Genomic DNA, 13,702 nt, shown 5'->3' with positions numbered 1-13,702 from the left:
CTCCTATCTCAACAGTCCGAGCTGCTGCGGCAGCCAGAGTGATACGGCGGGAATGAAGGTGATCAGGATCAGCGCCAGGAACAGCGGCACCAGCCATGGTACGATCGCCATTGTCGTGCGTTCGACCGAAAGCTTCGCCACCCGTGAGAGCACGAACAACACCATGCCGAGCGGCGGGTGAAGCAAGCCGATCATCAGGTTCAAGGTCATGATCAGGCCGAACTGAACGGGATCGATGCCGAACTTGGCGACAATCGGCAGAAGGATCGGCACGAGGATGGTGATCGCGGCGATCGTATCCAGGAAGCAGCCGACGAAGAGCATCAGCAGGTTCACCAGGATCAGGAACACCCATTTATTGTCGGTGATCGACAGGATCGCATCCGAGAGTAGCTGCGCGGCCTGGCTGACCGTCAAGAGCCACGCGAAGACCGATGCGGCGGTGACGATGAAGAGCACCGACGCCGTCGTTTCGATCGTATCGAAGCTCGCCTTGGCGAGCGTCGAGAGCGTCATCGTGCGGTAGCGCACGAGGCCGAGGAAGAGCGACCAGAGCACAGCCGCGACCGCTGCCTCCGTCGGCGTGAACCAGCCCATCGTCATGCCGCCGATCAGGATGACGGGAGTCATCAGGGCCATGACGGCGGAGAAGCCGAAATACCAGTCGAGCGCCAGGAGCACGAGGAGGGCAATACCCGCCGCGGCGTTCATCGAGAGGCCGGCGCGCATCATCAGATAGATCGCCACAGGCACCATCAGGACGACGAGGATTTCCATGCCGGCCGACAGGAGCTCGCGCACATTGAACGGCGCGTCGGAACCCCAGCGTTTGCGATAGGCGAAGGCGGCGACGGTGATCATCATCAGCAGCGTCATCACGACGCCGGGCAGGATGCCGGCCATGAAGAGAGCGCCGATCGAGACGTTCGCCATCATGCCGTAGATGACGAAGGGCAGCGACGGCGGGAAGATCGGCCCGAGCGTGGCGGAGGCGGCCGTCACACCGACCGCCGCTTCGACCGGATAGCCATGGTCCTTCATCGCCTTGATTTCGATCGTGCCGATGCCGGCCGCATCGGCGAGCGCGGTGCCCGACATGCCCGAGAAAATGACGGAGCCGATGATGTTGACCTGCGCCAGCCCGCCCTTCATCCAGCCGACCAGCGCGACCGCGAAGGAATAGATACGGCCGGTGACGCCGGCGGAATTCATCAGATTGCCGGCCAGGATGAAGAAGGGCACGGCGAGCAGCGGAAAACTCTCGACGCCGGCGATCATGCGCTGGGCGACGATGATGTCGGGCGCCACGCCGTAAAGGACGATGTAAAGCACGGAGGCGACGGCCATCGAGATGGCAACGGGCACGCCGACCAGCATCAGCAGCAGAAACGAGCCAAGAAGCAGCAGCATCGGGTCATCCTTCGACGGATTGGAATTCTTCCGGGCGCTCCAGGACGGAGTAGCCGCGGCGCATATTGGCGATGAAGACGATGACCGCGCGGATCAGCATCAGCACGAAGGCGACAAGCACCGAGTAGAAGACGATGTTGCGCGGCAGGTCGATGGTGACCATCTGCTCGTCGGCGACGATGTCGACGTAACGCCACATCAGAGTGCAGCCATAGGCGAAGAAGCCGATGCGGACGATATCGACGAAGGTCGCGAGCACGCGCGCCAGACCCGCCGGCATATAATGATAGAACACGTCCACCTGGATATGTCGCGAGGTGCGCACGCACATGACGGCGCCGAGAAAGACGACGCCGATCAGGCAGTTGATGGCGATCTCCTCGGTCCAGGCATAGCTGTCGTTCAGCACATACCGCGTGAAGAACTGCAGGAAGACGCAGCCGGCCATCAGCCAGAAAACGATCAACGTGATCCAGTCTTCGATGGCGTAGTCCGAGACCTTTGCGGTCGGCGCATGGCCTTCGAATTCGTGGCCGATTTCCTCGGCCGTAATTGGCGTGTGAATTTCTTTCGACATGATCGGCCTTGTTTCGGTTGGAGAAGGAGAGCGCACGACGCAGATGGCACCCGGCTTGAGGCTGCTGGGCTCGTTCCTCGCTCGACGTCATCCTCGGCCTTGTGCCGAGGATCTGCTGCCCCATCGATCTGAGGCAGATGCTCGGGACAAGCCCGAGCATGACGAAGGAAGAGTTGGCGGACGTCGCGCCAAGGCGCTTACTGGATCGCCCGGATCGCTTCCCAATCGGCCTTCTCATAGCCGAAGTCCTCAAACTTCACTTTTTCCATCACATTCTTCTCGAAATCGCTCTTGTCGACCTCGGTGACGTTGAGGCCCTTTTCCTTGAAGGTCGCAACCAGGCTGTTCTCCTTGCCGGCGATCGTCTTGGTCGTGCGCTCGGCCGCCTGCTGCATCACTTCGCCGAAGATCTTCTTGTCCTCGTCGGAGAGCTTCGCCCACAGCTGCTTCGAGATTACCGTGTTCAGGTGATCGACGATGTGGCCGGTGAGGATGATGTTCTTCTGGACCTCGTAGAACTTCTTCGCCTCGATCGTCGTCAGCGGGTTTTCCTGCGCCTCGACCGTGCCGTTCTGCAGAGCGAGATAGACTTCGGCGAAGGCGATGGGAGTGGTGTTGGCGCCGCAGGCGCGCGGCATCGCCAGATAGGCCGGAACGTCGGGCACGCGGATCTTCAGGCCCTGCATGTCCGCGCATTTGGCGATCGGCTTGTTCGAGGTCGTATGGCGCGTGCCGTAATAGCTGACGGCGGCGATGTGGTTGCCGGTCTTGTCCTCGTAACCTTTGGCGAGACGCTTGAAGACATCGCTCTTGGTATAGGCGATCAGATGATCGGGATTGCGGAAGATATAGGGAAAGTAGGTGACGCCGATCGGTTTGTAGTCGCGCGCGGCAAAGCTCGATCCGGAAATGATGATGTCGACCGTGCCGAGCTTGAGGCCCTGGTTGATATCGGCTTCCTTGCCGAGCTGCGAGGCCGGATAGACCTCGATCTTGTAGCGCCCGTCGGTGCGTTTGGCGATCTCTTCCGCAGCCCAGACGGAATCCGTGTGGAACGGCTCCGAGGTTTCATAGACATGCGCCCATTTCAGGACGGTCTGGGCATGTGCGACCGCCGTCGTCGCCATGATCGCGGCTGCAGTGCACAGTATCGTTGCCAGTCTCATTTTCATTGCTCTCTCCTCCCGAGCTCGGGTTTAAGTCTTGGTGGCTCCTTTCGCGGCCGCCTTGTCGCGGTCGCGCTCCTCCTCTCCCGAAAACTCCTCCCCGAAGCTCTCGGAAAATCTTCTCTGCGACAGGGTGAGATGGGCACGCATCGCAGCTTTTGCGCCTGCCGTATCGCCGGCGGCGATTGCATCGCGGATCGCCCGGTGCTCGTCGACGGCGCTGCGCCATGTCGTCGGCCCCTCGAAATGGCTGGCGAGCTTGGCGAAATAGGGGGTCATGCGCATGTCGAACATCTCGCCCGTCACACGGATCAGGGTGGCATTGCCGATAATGGCGGCAATGCCGGTATGGAAGGCGCGGTCGGCGGCGAGCACCGTCGCCGCATCGTTGAGGCCGCCGCTCATGTGCATCAGCGCCTCGTCGAGCACGGCGATATCTTCCGGCTTCGCGCGGGTTGCCGCTTCCTCGGCGATGGCGCATTCGATGATGGCGCGCGCCTGCAGCAATTCGAAAGGTCCCTCCACCGGCTCGCTTTCGCTTGTCGCCATGCTGATGCCCTGCCGACGCAACACATAGATGCCGGAGCCCATGCGGATGTTGACGAGGCCCTCAACCTCGAGGACGATCAGCGCCTCGCGCACGGTCGGGCGTGAGACCGACAGTTGCTCCGCAAGATCGCGCTCGGCCGGCAGCTTCTGACCGACGACAAGCTCGCCGCCGGCAATCATCGAACGAATCTGATCCGCGACCTGCCTGTAGAGGCGGCGCGATTCAACGGGCGAAAACATTCTGGCCTCCCCGGCGGCTTCTCCTCAAGCGCAGCTGGTCAACTGGCCTGACCAATTTGATGCGTACCACTGCGTCGGTGGTGCGTCAATGCGTCGCATGAAATTCCAGCCGGCATCGTTCCCGGCTGCAACGACCGAAAAGGATCTGCCGAGAAAGTGACGCTTAGGAGATCGTCGATCCCAGTGCGTGCTTAGCGGCTCAGCGCCAGAGACGGGCGGTCGATCACCCCCCATCCGCGTCCTGTGATGCCAGGGAGGTCGTAGGCGTCTGCTGCGAAGGCTTCGAGGGATGCGCGGTTGCGGATGATTACCAGGCCGCGGGTGGAATAAATGAGATGCTCGCCCTCAAGGATGTGTAAGGCATCAGTGACGCTGGAGCGGCGGACTCCCAGCATCGTGGCCATATATTCATGCGTGATTTCAATTCCTTCGCCATCGAGGCGGTCATGGCACATCAGAAGCCATTTCGCCAGCCGAACGTCGATCTTGTGAACGGCGTTGGACAGCGCGGTGTTGGCGACCTGCGCGAAAAAGCTATGGAGAAAACGTGAGAGCAGCCGGCGGACGGCGGGCCGGTCGGCGAGGAAGCATGCCAGAGCGCTGGCTTCCACACGGTGCCCATGACCGCCAACCTGCATCATGACGTCGAATGAAAACCGCTCCGCGTCCGCCGTCAGAGCCGGCGGCGACATCCCGTCCCTACCGAGCACGCCGATCTCGGCTTTCCTGCCCTCGGGACTCGTCGCCACCATGGAAGCAATGCCGGTTTCCAGGAAATAATAATGGCTGACCGGCATGCCCAAATGGACAAGCTCGAAATCGCGTGGAAGAACAAGTGGTTCCAGTATGCGCTCCAGAGCCAGAAGCTCCGGATCCGCCAACTGCGACAGAATGAGATTTTCGCTTTCGAATACTCGCATCGCTCTGCCCTTTGTTTGGCAAGAGGACACCGTCTCCCGGCCGTCAGCACCACAAGATCAGCTCAGCCGCACTTAAAATTATGAACTCCGGAATGGCCGATTGCAAGGCGCTGAGCCTTAACTCGCATGATCGGCAGAAGGTTCCTTGGTGGAGTTTTGTACGCAACCGCACGCGGCGAGAAATTGCTGTAGCAAGTGCTAATGTAGTGGGCGGGCAATTGCGGGGCAGCTGGCATGGATCAATATCCCCTCCCGAGTGACGAGACTGAAATTTATCGGCACATCGTCGAGAGCGCCCGGGATTATGCAATTTTTGCGATGAATCGCGACGGCACCGTCGTGACGTGGAGTGCCGGCGCGGAAAGACTCTTCGGCTATTCGCCGCCCGAAATCATCGGACAGAGCGGTGCTGCCATCTTTACGTTCGAGGATCAGCTTGCAGGGGCAATGCTCAAGGAGCTCAGGCTGGCGTTGACGACCGGACGCGCCGACGACAATCGCTGGCATGTGAAAAAGGACGGCAGTTCGTTCTGGGCTTCGGGACTGATGATGCCGCTTCGCAACGATGCCGGCGAGACTTACGGCCTTTTGAAAATCGTCCGCGACCGGACGCAGATGCTTCATGAGGACGAAACTCGGCGCGCCAGCGAAGAGCGTCTCCAGCTTATTCTCAAAAGCGCGATCGACTATGCGATCTTCGCTTTCGATCGGGACGGACGGATCATCAGTTGGAACACCGGCGCCTGCCGTATCTTCGGTTATGAGGAAGACGAGATCCTCGGTCGCGACGCCCGCATTCTCTTCGTTCCCGAGGACCGCAACGAGGGCGCCCTGGAACGCGAGATGAAGACGGCCGCCGAGCGCGGCCGCGCCGAGAACGAGCGGTTTCACTTACGCAAGGATGGCTCGACATTCTGGGGCAGCGGCTTGACCATGCCGCTTCGTGCCCAGCGTGCCGGCTACCTCAAAGTGCTCCGGGACGATACGGAGCGTCATTTTGCCGAAGAACACCAGCAGATCATGCTGCGGGAGATGAGCCATCGCGTCAAGAACAGCCTGGCCCTCGTCGCGGCCATGCTTGCCATGCAGGCCCGTTCGACCAAACAGGAGGAGGTCGGACAGGCGCTTCGCGATGCGGAAGCGCGTGTCGGAACCATCGCCCAGGTGCACGATCAATTATGGCGTCAACCGGATATCGAAACGGTAGATCTGGCGGATTTCCTGTCGAGCCTCTGCCAGCGCCTGCAGCAATCGGCCTCCCGCCACGCAGTATCCGTCAACGCTGATCCGTGCATGGTCGATGCCGACCGGGCGATCCAGATCGCCCTCCTCGTCAACGAGCTGGTGACCAATGCCTTCAAGCACGCCTATCCCGATGTCTCCGGCGCCGTCACGGTCAGCGCCCGCAGCATTGCCGATGAGATTCGCCTCGAGGTCGCCGACGACGGACGGGGTCTGCCCCCGGAAGTGCTGTCCTTCGAGAACGATGGGAAAAGCCTGGGAATGAAGATCGTGCGTGCGCTCGTCCAGCAGCTGAAGGCGGAGATGAATATCGAGGATCGGGCGCCCGGTACGGGGTTCGTGATCCGCTTGCCGAGGGAGGGATGACGGGCTTCTGTCCTTGAAGGATGTGCCGTGCGGCCCTCATCCGCCTGCCGGCACCTCCCCCGCTGGGGAGAAGAGGACGCGAGGGTAACGATCTGCCGCTGACTGACTCGTGAATTTCTGGCGCTCATGCTCGGCGTGCGCCGCTCGGGAGTGACGAATGAGCTGCATGTCATCGAAGGGCTGCGGGTCATCAAATCGACCCGCGCCAATGTCAGGATCCTCGACCGGGAGCGGCTGGAAGAGATCGCGGCCGGTAGCTGCGGCGTTCCGGAACGGGAATATGAACGTTTGACCGGCTTGCCGATCCGGCGCCCCGCTAATCGGCAGTTCTGATCGTATCGGCGAAACGTACGATCAGAAGCAGGGTCCCTTGTTCGTCGCAGATGTAGATCTTTCTCGCTGAGATGTCTTTCCCCGAAAGAACCGCTTGGCTCATGAGGGCTCTCGCATCCTGAACGGCTTCGCGCCTGGCGTCTTCGACGGTCGCCAGTTCCGAACCTTCGGGATCGACGATCATGCCGGTGTCTGAAACGACGTTAAAATAAAATCTTGGCATCGGCCGCCCCATCGTTGCAGAATCAATGCCAGAACGGGGAGTAAGGTTCCCTCGGAAAAGAACCGGGCTGTCATTCAAAACAGCAACATTATCCTTGTCTTAAATCGGGCTATCGAAATCAATGGGAGGTTTCGGCGACGCCGATAGCAAGACGCGTTATCGTCGCGCGAAGATCGAGGAGCTCCATTAGAATAATTTCCCAATCCACGTCATCCGCTTTGGCAATCGGTATGACCGAAGCGCTGATCACGCAAAGCAGGCGATCGAGAGCCGGAGATCGACCGAAGTCGTCCGGCGCGCCGCCGCGCAGCTTTCGGAGATCGTCGACGATTTGTCGCAAGGCGATCTGCCGGTCGACAAAACCGAGATCAGAGGGATCCGCCGTGATAGGAGCGCTTTGCCGGCTTCTATTCATGGTGACATTCCGCCTGTCCGGCGTTCTCATATGCCGTTGTGCCGAGCGGCGCATCCGGTGTGATCAGCAGGTCCTCCGGATCCAGATGCACATGCCGCATTAGGCCGGCGAGCTTGTGCTTGTCCCGGATGCCGCATTCGAACCAGGATACGAGTTCCCTGGCAACATGTTCGGCGGCCGGGCTGGCGATCACGCATGATTTCTCCTGACACCATCCCTCAAGGACCGTGGTCAGCATTGCCACGTCATCAGGCTGTAGCGCCGGCTTCGTGATTCCCGAGTGCTGGATCATCGGCTTCCTCCCCATTATATGCGACGATCCTAAACTTCGGATCTTCAATTTCAACCGCCGGTGCGGAAGCGTACGGACAGGACGATCGGGGCTTGATCCGGTCCGCCAGGGGGAACAAGGCGACCCGGCCGCGGTTCGGCGATCACGACGAATGAACGTCGCCTGATAGGCTCGAATCTGGTAGGCACGGTGCAGGCGCGGACCGCCTGATGCTTCGAACCGCTGTTGAACAGCATGATCACCTTAAAGCCAGGATTACATTAGGCAGTTCGCCATGAAATCGCTCAGCCCGATTGCCGGCAAGACGATCCTTATCATCGGTGAGGCCGGCTTCCTTTCGGACGATGCGCGAAAGGCATTTGCCGCGCTAAAGGCGGTGCTTGCCGGTCCTGTCGTCATTTCCAGCGCGATGGAGTGTTTGAGCGAGGGCCTCTTGTTCGATGCCGTGATCATCGACGTGACGATTTCCGACGAAGCCATGCTGTGGATGAACGAATGGCTGGAGACGCGCCGAATTCCTTTCATCTTTGCCCATGACGAGCGGTCCGAAACTCCGCCCGGCGGCTTTGTCGTCAGCGGGCGTCCGTCCGATATCGACGCGATGATCGCCGCTCTGTTCGGGGGAGACCCGTCTTATTATCACTAGAGCTTTTCCGGGTTAGCTTGAAGCATTCTGCCGGAGCAGGGTTTCGGCAGGGCAGAGGCGATTGGCGATGGGCATACCTCCAGGTACGTCCGAGCCGATCGCCTCTGATCCTGGCGGAAACATGCCCGGCCCTTCGGGTTGGCTGAAACGGGCCGGCTGATCGACCGGCCGGCTTGGCCGTAGAGCTGGGCTACGACGCGCGCCGGCCGGTCGACCATCCGACTCCGTTTGAGCCAACAGAATGCTTCAATCTAACCCGGAAAAGCTCTAGAGCGCCGTGCGTCCGTTCGGATGCACAAAGGACGTCTCACTCTTTAAATCTACGCATCGGACTTGCCGAAATCGATTCCGATTTTCGGGCCGATGTAACGCGATACGGCGAATTGTTCAGTTCCGTACAATTAGGGACGAAGAGTTGTTTCGGCCCCAATTGAGTCCCATTATTTCAAAACGCACGGTGAAAAGCTTCGGGACCAGGGTCATGCTCGATTCTCAGTCCATCCATCTGAAAGCGCTCGATTCAGCCGATCTCCAGCGTCTGCAAACCGTATTGAATGAGATCTGCCGCGAGGTCGATAAACCCATGCGCTCACCTGACATGCAGGAAGTTGCGGCGTTGCTCATCCGCCTTTATCGGCACGGTTTGACTGACGAGGACAAGCTGTTGTCGGTCGGCCGCCTGGCCTCGGCGAAAAAGGCGCTCTCGCCAACTGCTGCGGTCACGGCCGGGCCGAGGTCGAAAAGGCCGGTCGGCCACCTCAACCTGACGAGGACCAGCTCATGAATGACGGTGAAAAAGCGCGAGCCGACGTCGAAGGAACCGAAAAGGAAACCGCCGATGCGAGGAAAAACCCGCCCGCCGGTCCTCACGCCAAGGATCATCTCATAGACGAAAGCAAAACGCCCGGCGCCGGCTCGCTGTCCGAGAAGGACGAGCAGAGCATCACGCCAGGATCAGGCTGATCCACCGCCGACTTGGCTGGAAAACACTCTGGGCCTAGAATCTGATCCACGATGGGTAGATTCAGAGTGTCAGAGCGTCCTTTGTGCATCCGAAAGGACGCACGGCGATCTCGTCAGCGTGCGAGTTCCTTGCCGATCAGCCGCCGATATTCCTCCTCGGCAGCGCCGTAGGTCCATGCGCCTCTTCGATCAATCCCCGCCGGTTGAGGATGACGATCTGGCGCCGCGTGGACCGGATCAGCCCTAAGCCCTGCGAGGCCTCCGGCACTCTCGCACGCTCGAGGGAACCGCGACGAAGCATTCCAGTTAGGCTTTGTGTAAATAAGGAGGCAAGCGCGGTCTGATACGCGGGGCCTGGCCCCCGCGCACGCGGGAGATCGAGAATTGGCAGAAACGCACATGCGACCCAAGGAGAATCGTCTGCTCGCGCTCCTGCCGGAGAACGAGTATTCGGCCGTTGTCGCACATCTCGAGCCCTGCGACATCCCCCGCGGTTTCATCATCGTCGAGGCCGGTGCGACGATCGAGCATGCCTATTTTCCCTGTTCGGGGATAGGATCGGTGATCAATATCTCCCCGGAAGGCAATCGGGTCGAAGCAGGTTTGTTCGGTCGGGATGGATTTGCACCAACGGCGGCGGCGATAGAAGCGCCTGTCAGTATCCTGGAAGTTGCAGTCCAGGTGCCGGGCTCTGCCTACCGCCTGCCACAAGGCAGGCTGCTCGATCTGATGCAGACGCAGCCGATGTTTGCCAACCTGCTCCACAAAAGTCTGCATGTTCTCGCGATCCAGGCCGGATTCACCGCACTCTCCAACGCCGTTCATGCGATCGATGAACGGCTGGCACGCTGGATTTTGATGTGCCACGACAGGATCGACGGAAATGAGCTCGCCCTGACGCATGATTTCATCGCCTTGATGCTGGCGGTGCGGCGGCCGAGCGTCACCACGGCGCTGCATGTCCTCGAGGGAAACCGGTTCATCCGCTCTGTCCGCGGCCTGGTGATCGTCAGGGATCGCGCCGGCCTGGAGGATTTCGCCTCCGATGCCTACGGCAAGGCGGAGGAGGAATATGAGCGGCTGATCGGACCTCTCAGAAAATCCACGCGTTAAAATCACCATCGCAGCCCGTCCACTTGCCGGTGGCACTCCAGCCTTGGACGCAAGCGTGTCGGGTGATCTGCGTGCTCGACTGCCTCGCTTTCAGCGGCACGTCGCAATGCGTTACAGTTTCACGTGCATGTGATAGAGCTGTCGTGCAAAAATCTTTGGTTTTCGCTGTAACCGATTGGCTGCTTTTGCGAATGAGCTCTTTGACAGCATGACCACCGCCCATTCGGAAGAAGCCCTGAAAGCATTGATGCTTCTGTCCCTTGACGGGGACGAGGCTGCCTATCGGCGTTTGCTGACGGCTTTGCGCGTGCTGCTTGTCGGCTATTACAGCCGCAGGATGGCTGCGGCGACGAGAGCGGACATGGAAGATCTGGTCCAGGAGACTTTGCTGGCACTGCATTCCCGGCGATCCACCTACGACCGGAACAGACCTTTTACCGCCTGGTTTTTCTCGATCGCCCGCTACAAGCTGATAGACCATCACCGCGGCCGTGGCGGACGCAGGCTGGCTGAGACCGAGCTTGATGACGAGATCGAAAGCGACTTCAGCGAGGATAGGCTGACTGCCCGCATGGATGTCGAGCGGTTGCTCGACGGCTTGCCGCCGAGACAGCAGGAACTGATCCGGCAGGTGAAGCTCGAGGGCAGCTCCGTCGCCGACACCGCAACCCGCACCGGCCAGTCCGAATCGGCGGTGAAAGTCAGCATCCATCGGGCGCTCAAGGCGCTTGGAGAGAGATTGCGAGGCACATCGTGACAAAGACGGACGATATCATCGAACGATTGGCAAGCGACCTGAAACCGGTGCCGCGCAACGCGCTATGGCGTCGCTTTGCGCTCGGCATACTGCCGGCTCTCGGACTCTCTCTGCTGCTGATGCTGATCATTCTTGGTCCCCGGGTCGATATCTCAGACGTGCTGACGCTGCCGGTCTTCTGGATCAAATCGGCCTATAACGCCCTGATTGCGGCGGCCGCCTTTGCCGCGGTTTTTCGGCTTTCCCGACCCGACGGTTCCGAGGGACGCTTTTTCGGTTTGCTTGCCTTGATCTTCGCCGCGATGGCGGCCGTCGCGGCCATCCAACTCCTGACGGCGCCGAGCGAGAGCTATCGATTGCTGATCCTCGGCTCCTCGGCGCTGCATTGCCCGCCGCTCATCGCAGGCTTTGCGATCCCGGTCTATGCCGGCACGGTGTGGGCACTGCGCCGCGCGGCGCCGGTGGATCTGCGGCTGACCGGCTTCGTCGCCGGCATTGCCGCGGGAGGAGCCGGCGCCTGGGTTTATTCCTGGTTCTGCACCGAAAACGGCATGCCTTTCGTGTTGATCTGGTATACGCTCGGCATCCTGCTCATCGGTGCTGTCGGCGCCGTGACCGGACCTCGCCTGCTGCGCTGGTAGCCCCCTCTCGATTCGTTGATCCGGAACATTCCGGCTTTCGCCTGGTTCGAGGGTCGAAGGAGAGGAAGATGAACCACGAATCGGATCGTCGCGCTTTTATGATCTATTTAGGAGCCATCCTGCTGGTCGGGCTCGTGATCGTATTCGGCGCTACGCTCTCATGGAACTCGACCAGCAGAAGCGATCAGTCCATCCAATTTTCAAGGGAAGCCGACCCTTCATGAAATGGCCGAACGTCGACCCGATCCGGTTGCACCGGCCGAGCGCCGAACGGCAGCCGAACGGCCTGAAAACCCTGTGGCTGGTCATTGCCGTGATCGCGACGACGGTCGCTGTCGCCTTTCTGCTTTACGTCTCGATCCTCTTCTACGGCGTGATGCAAAGGCTGTGAGCCGGCGAGGATTGGGCGGTGCATCCTTGCGGCCGCAATTGAGGGTCATCTATTTCTCCCTGCGTCGTGCAGTCAGCCTTAGCCGAATGTCGAAGTGATTGAGGGTGCCAGGCAGGTTGGCGACGGTTAAAGACGGGTGCAGCAGCACAATATCGGCGGCCGACAAAAACGTGCCCACGGCAAGGCTTGCAATCGCCGGCACGAGATTATGTGCCGGGCAAATGACGGGACCGGCGCTGAAGGGCACGAGCCCGGCGGCCGGCAACGCGTCGTTCTGTCCCCAGATGCTCGGTTCCATCCGATTGGCATAGAGGAGCGCAGGGTCTCGATGGAAGAAGGGGACGAAGATGATGACGCCTGTGCCGCGGGCGATGACCCTGTCGCCTGACTGGATATCCTTGGTCAGCTGCCTGAGGATGGCGGGCGTCGTCGGCCAGAGACGCAAGACCTCCAGCAGACAACTGCGTGTGAAGGGCCGATCGAGATTCCCGCCCATGGCCTCTTCCACGGCTTTGCCCCAGTAGCTCACATGGCAGGCCAGCAAGGCGAGCGTCCTCATAACGGCAATTCCGGCTGCATCGAAGGCGAACAGCCACTGGGCCACCTGGTTTTCCGGAGCAAGCTCATCGCCTCTCGGAAACCGGTTGACAAGACTGTGCTTTTCCGGGTCCCTCAGATAGCGGCCGACCTGCTCATGAAACTGGGCAAGCTTGTGCTGATCGACCGGGGCGGCAAATGCCCAGTTGGCCCTCCCTCGAAGTTCGTTCAAGGTCTCGGTCAATGTGACGTCGTTGCGCGCTCGTTCGCCGAGGACGACTCGCCGGACGATCCGGAACCAGGCCTGCGAAAAGGCCGGCCAATCGAGCTCACGGGGTAGGTTCAGGAGCTGCAGAAATTCGGCGTCGACGATGTTCTTGAAATGCACCGTAAATGGATGCAGCCGGTCTGCGGTTGCCAAGGCGTGCTCATGGGCCGGCCGAAGCTCGGCCCGCCGAGAGCCCGATGAGATAAGCACGTTCTCCGGCTCGAAGTGAACAAGGGCCGCATGCTTTTCCGCCGTCGCCGCGGCAAACGGTTCGGGCGAAGATTGAAGCACCGTGGCGACATCGGCCGGATCGAGGATCAGCAGCTGTGGTCGCAATGGGATCGGCAGCAGAAGAGGCGCCGGCCCGTACTTGTGTTTCAGCCGCTGCATCTGTTTCACGGCGTTTGTGTCGAAGCGCTGCCGCTCCGCCAGACGCTCCATTGTCGGGCGGCGAATGATGATGCCCTTGGCAACCGTCGGGGTCACGACCGCCGTCAACACGCGAAGCGTATCGAACCATCCGGCGCGGTTAACTCTGGGAAAGATGGCGTGGCTTCGCGCGTTCATGACTCTTCAGCCTGGGCCCGGCGGTTGGCCCATATCGGTTCGATCGGCCGATCCTATCGATATGGGTTTGGAACCAGGACCACGAC

18 protein-coding genes and 3 pseudogenes are annotated in these 13,702 nt (G+C 60.5%); 10 read left to right on the top strand and 11 right to left on the bottom strand.

Annotated features, from left to right (window positions below):
* Positions 1-3: 3 nt before the first annotated feature.
* The 5 genes from Tal182_RS29430 to Tal182_RS29410 form a co-directional block, all read right to left on the bottom strand.
* The gene (locus Tal182_RS29430; RefSeq protein WP_064807345.1) at positions 4-1,410 is read right to left on the bottom strand and encodes a TRAP transporter large permease; all 1,407 of its coding nucleotides are present in this window, start codon (positions 1,408-1,410) and stop codon (positions 4-6) included.
* A gap of 4 nt (positions 1,411-1,414) precedes the next feature.
* Positions 1,415-1,987, bottom strand: coding sequence for a TRAP transporter small permease (locus Tal182_RS29425; RefSeq protein WP_085861818.1), 573 nt, complete (start codon positions 1,985-1,987; stop codon positions 1,415-1,417).
* Between the two features lie 197 nt (positions 1,988-2,184).
* A complete protein-coding gene (locus Tal182_RS29420; RefSeq protein WP_085861817.1) occupies positions 2,185-3,159 on the bottom strand; it encodes a sialic acid TRAP transporter substrate-binding protein SiaP in 975 nt (324 codons plus the stop codon).
* Between the two features lie 24 nt (positions 3,160-3,183).
* Positions 3,184-3,942, bottom strand: coding sequence for a FadR/GntR family transcriptional regulator (locus tag Tal182_RS29415; RefSeq protein ID WP_085861816.1), 759 nt, complete (start codon positions 3,940-3,942; stop codon positions 3,184-3,186).
* A gap of 191 nt (positions 3,943-4,133) precedes the next feature.
* Positions 4,134-4,739 (bottom strand): Crp/Fnr family transcriptional regulator, encoded by a 606-nt coding sequence (locus Tal182_RS29410; RefSeq protein ID WP_245344924.1) that lies wholly within the window; start codon positions 4,737-4,739, stop codon positions 4,134-4,136.
* A 357-nt stretch (positions 4,740-5,096) separates the two neighbouring features.
* On the opposite strand from Tal182_RS29410, the gene Tal182_RS29405 reads away from it, so the two are divergent.
* Both Tal182_RS29405 and Tal182_RS29400 read left to right on the top strand, forming a co-directional pair.
* The gene (locus tag Tal182_RS29405; protein ID WP_085861814.1) at positions 5,097-6,470 is read left to right on the top strand and encodes a PAS domain S-box protein; all 1,374 of its coding nucleotides are present in this window, start codon (positions 5,097-5,099) and stop codon (positions 6,468-6,470) included.
* Between the two features lie 102 nt (positions 6,471-6,572).
* Positions 6,573-6,803 (top strand): annotated as a pseudogene (locus tag Tal182_RS29400) (helix-turn-helix domain-containing protein); the annotation flags it as partial.
* On the opposite strand, the gene Tal182_RS29395 reads toward Tal182_RS29400, so the two are convergent.
* The 3 genes from Tal182_RS29395 to Tal182_RS29385 form a co-directional block, all read right to left on the bottom strand.
* A complete protein-coding gene (locus Tal182_RS29395; RefSeq protein WP_064807944.1) occupies positions 6,787-7,026 on the bottom strand; it encodes a hypothetical protein in 240 nt (79 codons plus the stop codon). The pseudogene Tal182_RS29400 and the gene Tal182_RS29395 sit on opposite strands and share 17 nt — an antisense overlap.
* A 118-nt stretch (positions 7,027-7,144) precedes the next feature.
* Positions 7,145-7,441, bottom strand: coding sequence for a hypothetical protein (locus Tal182_RS29390; protein WP_085861813.1), 297 nt, complete (start codon positions 7,439-7,441; stop codon positions 7,145-7,147).
* Complete coding sequence (locus Tal182_RS29385; RefSeq protein ID WP_085861812.1) at positions 7,434-7,733, bottom strand: hypothetical protein; 300 nt, start codon at positions 7,731-7,733, stop codon at positions 7,434-7,436. The genes Tal182_RS29390 and Tal182_RS29385 overlap by 8 nt, the downstream gene beginning before the upstream one ends.
* Positions 7,734-8,007: 274 nt before the next feature.
* Here Tal182_RS29385 and Tal182_RS29380 point away from each other — a divergent pair, with 274 nt between their 5' ends.
* The 3 genes from Tal182_RS29380 (at position 8,008) to Tal182_RS29360 (ending at position 9,342) form a co-directional block, all read left to right on the top strand.
* Entirely contained in the window at positions 8,008-8,379 is a 372-nt protein-coding gene (locus Tal182_RS29380; protein WP_085861811.1) for a hypothetical protein, read from the top strand.
* Positions 8,380-8,860: 481 nt separating this feature from the next.
* Entirely contained in the window at positions 8,861-9,163 is a 303-nt protein-coding gene (locus Tal182_RS29365) for a hypothetical protein (protein WP_064812383.1), read from the top strand.
* Complete coding sequence (locus Tal182_RS29360; RefSeq protein ID WP_064807321.1) at positions 9,160-9,342, top strand: hypothetical protein; 183 nt, start codon at positions 9,160-9,162, stop codon at positions 9,340-9,342. The genes Tal182_RS29365 and Tal182_RS29360 overlap by 4 nt, the downstream gene beginning before the upstream one ends.
* 113 nt (positions 9,343-9,455) lie before the next feature.
* Here the strand turns inward: Tal182_RS29360 and Tal182_RS33050 are convergent.
* Positions 9,456-9,592: pseudogene (locus Tal182_RS33050) on the bottom strand (Crp/Fnr family transcriptional regulator); the annotation flags it as partial.
* Between the two features lie 149 nt (positions 9,593-9,741).
* Here Tal182_RS33050 and Tal182_RS29350 point away from each other — a divergent pair.
* Entirely contained in the window at positions 9,742-10,455 is a 714-nt protein-coding gene (locus Tal182_RS29350) for a Crp/Fnr family transcriptional regulator (RefSeq protein WP_085861810.1), read from the top strand.
* 13 nt (positions 10,456-10,468) lie between these two features.
* Here the strand turns inward: Tal182_RS29350 and Tal182_RS32035 are convergent.
* Positions 10,469-10,549: pseudogene (locus Tal182_RS32035) on the bottom strand (molybdopterin-binding protein); the annotation flags it as partial.
* A 114-nt stretch (positions 10,550-10,663) separates the two neighbouring features.
* On the opposite strand from Tal182_RS32035, the gene Tal182_RS29345 reads away from it, so the two are divergent.
* The 4 genes from Tal182_RS29345 to Tal182_RS32485 all read left to right on the top strand — a co-directional run bounded on the left by Tal182_RS29345 (position 10,664) and on the right by Tal182_RS32485 (position 12,244).
* Positions 10,664-11,212 carry a sigma-70 family RNA polymerase sigma factor gene (locus tag Tal182_RS29345; protein ID WP_064807942.1) on the top strand — a complete coding sequence of 183 codons (549 nt, stop codon included), beginning with the start codon at positions 10,664-10,666 and terminating at the stop codon, positions 11,210-11,212.
* A complete protein-coding gene (locus Tal182_RS29340; RefSeq protein WP_085861809.1) occupies positions 11,209-11,853 on the top strand; it encodes an NrsF family protein in 645 nt (214 codons plus the stop codon). The genes Tal182_RS29345 and Tal182_RS29340 overlap by 4 nt, the downstream gene beginning before the upstream one ends.
* A 68-nt stretch (positions 11,854-11,921) precedes the next feature.
* The gene (locus Tal182_RS32490; protein WP_164517831.1) at positions 11,922-12,077 is read left to right on the top strand and encodes a hypothetical protein; all 156 of its coding nucleotides are present in this window, start codon (positions 11,922-11,924) and stop codon (positions 12,075-12,077) included.
* Positions 12,074-12,244 (top strand): hypothetical protein, encoded by a 171-nt coding sequence (locus Tal182_RS32485; RefSeq protein WP_164517830.1) that lies wholly within the window; start codon positions 12,074-12,076, stop codon positions 12,242-12,244. Before Tal182_RS32490 ends, Tal182_RS32485 begins: the two co-directional genes overlap by 4 nt.
* Positions 12,245-12,293: 49 nt before the next feature.
* Here the strand turns inward: Tal182_RS32485 and Tal182_RS29335 are convergent, their stop codons facing one another.
* Entirely contained in the window at positions 12,294-13,616 is a 1,323-nt protein-coding gene (locus Tal182_RS29335; RefSeq protein ID WP_085861808.1) for a cytochrome P450, read from the bottom strand.
* Positions 13,617-13,702 lie beyond the last annotated feature (86 nt).

It is taken from the genome of Rhizobium sp. TAL182 (assembly GCF_002117725.1).
In the GTDB taxonomy this organism is placed as follows: Bacteria; Pseudomonadota; Alphaproteobacteria; order Rhizobiales; family Rhizobiaceae; genus Rhizobium; species Rhizobium esperanzae.
Note: the sequence above shows the minus strand (reverse complement) of the source record. Positions and strands in the feature narration are given on the sequence as shown.